Annotated in this window: 5 protein-coding genes; all 5 read left to right on the top strand. The window is 30.5% G+C overall.

The window, feature by feature from the left end:
* Positions 1 to 152 precede the first annotated feature (152 nt).
* Complete coding sequence (locus tag Q4550_RS23075; RefSeq protein ID WP_303536489.1) at positions 153 to 362, top strand: hypothetical protein; 210 nt, start codon at positions 153 to 155, stop codon at positions 360 to 362.
* Between the two features lie 553 nt (positions 363 to 915).
* Positions 916 to 1,572 carry a hypothetical protein gene (locus Q4550_RS23070; protein ID WP_303536487.1) on the top strand — a complete coding sequence of 219 codons (657 nt, stop codon included), beginning with the start codon at positions 916 to 918 and terminating at the stop codon, positions 1,570 to 1,572.
* Between the two features lie 184 nt (positions 1,573 to 1,756).
* Positions 1,757 to 2,155, top strand: a complete 399-nt coding sequence (locus Q4550_RS23065) for a hypothetical protein (RefSeq protein ID WP_303536484.1) — start codon at positions 1,757 to 1,759, stop codon at positions 2,153 to 2,155.
* Between the two features lie 254 nt (positions 2,156 to 2,409).
* The gene (locus Q4550_RS23060; RefSeq protein WP_303536481.1) at positions 2,410 to 2,970 is read left to right on the top strand and encodes a GNAT family N-acetyltransferase; all 561 of its coding nucleotides are present in this window, start codon (positions 2,410 to 2,412) and stop codon (positions 2,968 to 2,970) included.
* A gap of 182 nt (positions 2,971 to 3,152) precedes the next feature.
* A complete protein-coding gene (locus Q4550_RS23055; RefSeq protein WP_303536479.1) occupies positions 3,153 to 3,443 on the top strand; it encodes a hypothetical protein in 291 nt (96 codons plus the stop codon).
* Positions 3,444 to 3,606: the final 163 nt, after the last annotated feature.

The following is a 3,606-nucleotide window of genomic DNA, read 5'->3' as shown; positions in this document are numbered from 1 at the left end:
AATAGATTTACAGTTTAGATAAAAAATTAAATTAATTAGATTTTATCTTGAATTAAAGTCTTTATTTATCTCGGAGCGTTTGTGTAATAAAAAGCAAGCTTCCAATGTAGGGGTGAGGATTGTCAATTTATTCTTATTGAAAGGATTAACTTATGAAAAGTAAGGATTACAGCAAACGAAATATCATTCAGTGGATTGCATTTGGAATTGTAATGCTCTCTGTCGTTATAAGATTAGTATTGTTCGTATCAGGAATAGCTGGGGATTTAGAATACAACACAATTAATGCTATAACTTGGACAGGTTTTGCGATTGGTATAATTTTATTATTGATTTCTTACTTGTTTCCCAAGGAGGCTTAAAACTTCCAATACGCTTTTCAGTTAAATCGGAGCAATTCTGTAATATCATAACAGCGCAAACGTTGAAGAACAATCTTCATTTATCGGGCGTAAATCCGCACTAAGGAATTACGTCTTTTCTTTTAAGTTAAGGTTGAGTAAGTGGTTCAATTTTGAAATAATTGGAATTGGGCAATAGGTCAGGTTAGTTGAAGACTAAGTTTCGAGCTAATTTGAATTGTGAAACGGATTTTTTATTCAAACGTATCTAAAAGGTGAAGCTAATAAGTTACTATATAAGAATTTTATCGAGAGGATGGATACTTATTATTGGCGATAAGTTTACTTGTAAAAATTGCGGAAGAGAAGTTGAAAAAGATGAGAAGATGGCTATTATTGTTACACCGAAAAAGACAAATGGATGGGCTCTTTTAAAAGCCTGGGGTTCTGAACAAATTATATATTGTTCAAGATGCTTTAGTGATTTGGAATAAATAAAAGAAAGATTTCTTGAAACAATTAATTTCCATAAAAAAACCATTAAACTAACGGTAATTTTAAAGGAAGAGATTAAGTGAGAAATTCTACAAAGTTAAATTACAAGGAACAAAAAGATAGAGTTCCATGTGCTGGTGAGTTTTATTTGCAAAAGGATGAAAGCTTTAAGCATAAAGGTAACTTAACATATTCGATAGTACTAAAAGAAAAAGAAATTGGAAAAGTAGAAGAAACTGATAAAGAATCAATAAGTTTAAGTAATAGTTTATTAAAAATTTTAAGTTTGTTTTTTATAAATTTAAAAGGAGTTATTGTAGAAGCACTAGAATTGAATTTACTAGATCAAGACGGCCAACTTATTGCAAATATTCGTAAGAAGGCAGGATTCTTTAGTGATCTTAAAGTGTACACTAACTCAAATGAACATTTGGCGACATTGAATTTTTCAACTAAGAAGAACACTCCAGTCATTTCAGTAATTAGTCCAGAAAGTAATGACGAATATGCAGTGTGGGTAAAATCAAATTTAATGGATTTCTCTATCAAAAACAAACAAACTGGCAAGGAAATTTCCACTATAAAGAAGCGTTCATTAGTGCATTCTACTATAAGAAAAAATCTCACTGACAATGATGCTTTCTTTATAGACAACACTCAACTGGATTCAAAAGTATTTATTAAACTTATTAGTGTCGTTGTAGCTTTGGACATATATTATTACATAGGGCAATGAGCTTTTATTTTGGGTCCATTGAAGTAAACATATCAATTTTGGTTTTGTGAATTTATCTTGAAATCGAGTTTTAATTAAATTGGTACGATTATCTAGTAATTAGCAAGACCTCTTTTATTTCGGGCTGTGGAATTGAATTAGGACATGAGGCGAAACAACTAGATAAAGAGAGAGGAACCAATCTATGAGGAAATTTAGTGTAATACTGAGTGTTATCATTATTATCGCAATATTGGCGAATATCTCGAATATTGTAGCTCATGTCAAATTATATTCATTCGAAAATAATAAAAAAGTTACAACTGAAACAAAAGTTGTTACTTTCAATGAGATGTACGATATTTTGCATCAACAAAGGGAATTGGCTAAAGAATTAGAGGGCTCAAAAGAATATTCATTGATAGGCGATGAAGTAAGAAAAGGTCTTGATGAGGCCTCGCAACACGAAGGTTTTTTACATGATAACAATGAAGTAAAGTCTATAAAACTTAAGCTTCCTATAACTAAATACAAAGACGATGACAAGATAATTGAATTTATATCAGGTAAAGGTGAAGTGTTAGAGGTATTCGAGAACGGTTAATGAAAGGATTTTAATGGTTGTTTATTTGGAAAGTGTAATCCGAATATAAATTAATGAGAGACTTGTATATCCCTATTATGCGATTGGATTGCCTAGTTGAGTTATCGAAATATAGGTGTCTTGAAGTGAGTATTAAAAAACTTAATTTTAATAGTTTGCAATTCTGCTTCTTCCATAATCTCGGAGCGTTTGGCGAACAAGCAACCTCTTATTAATGGAACAATATCACTTTATATTGCAACAGGGGGAAATAAATGAAGTTGAATAAAAGTTATTTAAATAGCGAGAGAATATTTTTAAGAGAATTCATTGAAAGTGATTGGGTTGGAGTTCATAAATACGCTTCTCAAGAAATAGTTAGCCAATACCAAGTTTGGAAGCCAAATACTAAAGAAGACTCTAAAGCGTTTGTAAATCAAATATTGATTGATAAATCTAAAAGTCCTAGAAAGCGTTATGTTTATGCAGTAGTTCTTAAAGAAACAGATGAAATGATCGGAGCTGGAGAAATAAATGTAAGAGATTTTTCCAATAAATCTGGTGATATTGCTTACATAATACACCCTGATTATTGGGGGAAAGGTTTTGCAACAGAAGTTGCAAGGCTCTTGATTGATTTTGGTTTTGAAGCGATAAACTTACATCGAATATTTGCTTACTGCAACCCAAATAATTTAGGCTCCGTAAAAGTCCTTGAAAAAGCTGGTTTAACTCATGAAGGAAGACTCCGTGAAAATTTGTTAATGAAAGATGGCTGGCGAGATTCTCTTATTTATAGCATATTGGATAACGAGTGGAAAGAAAAAGAGATTTGAAACCTTTAAAAGCTTACTCAAGTATATCGGAGCTTATCTGTATTAAGATAGGCTCCTTCTAATATTAAATAAAATATTGAGTTATACGCACGGATTTGAAATAATTGGTATTAAGGGGTTGGACAGATGAGTTAATAAGATATTGGAACTATCTTATCCCTCAAATCAAAAGGAGTTGCTTTATGAAAAAAACTTACTTATTATTAACTTTGATTGGTGTAGTTTTCTTTGTAACAACTTTTTTTGCTTCAGGAATAGTTGGTAGTTATATTATTAACGATTCTCAAATAGAAAGACATATTATTTTCACTAAAACACCGATAGATACTACTAACATTTCTGATGTTGATAAAATTTTATATTCTTTTAAAATATCCATTTATCCTTATCTAAGTGTTCTATCTTTATTCTTTCTTAGTTTTATTAATTTCTATTTTTATCGAAGCAATAGAAGATCTAATACTTTAAATTAGTAAAAGTACTCCTGTTAAAGAATCTCGGAGCTTATCTTCAATAAGATAAGCTCCTTTTTCTATGGGAATTTTCCTTGCTTTCTATGATTATTGAATTGGTTATGCATAGTGTTATACTTTTAATTCTGTTCTTCTCAAAACCGAATAAGAGCGATCCATTTAT

The organism is Anaerobacillus sp. 1_MG-2023, assembly GCF_030547345.1.
Lineage (GTDB): Bacteria > Bacillota > Bacilli > Bacillales > Guptibacillaceae > Guptibacillus > Guptibacillus hwajinpoensis_B.
This window is presented reverse-complemented; position numbering and strand designations above follow the sequence as displayed.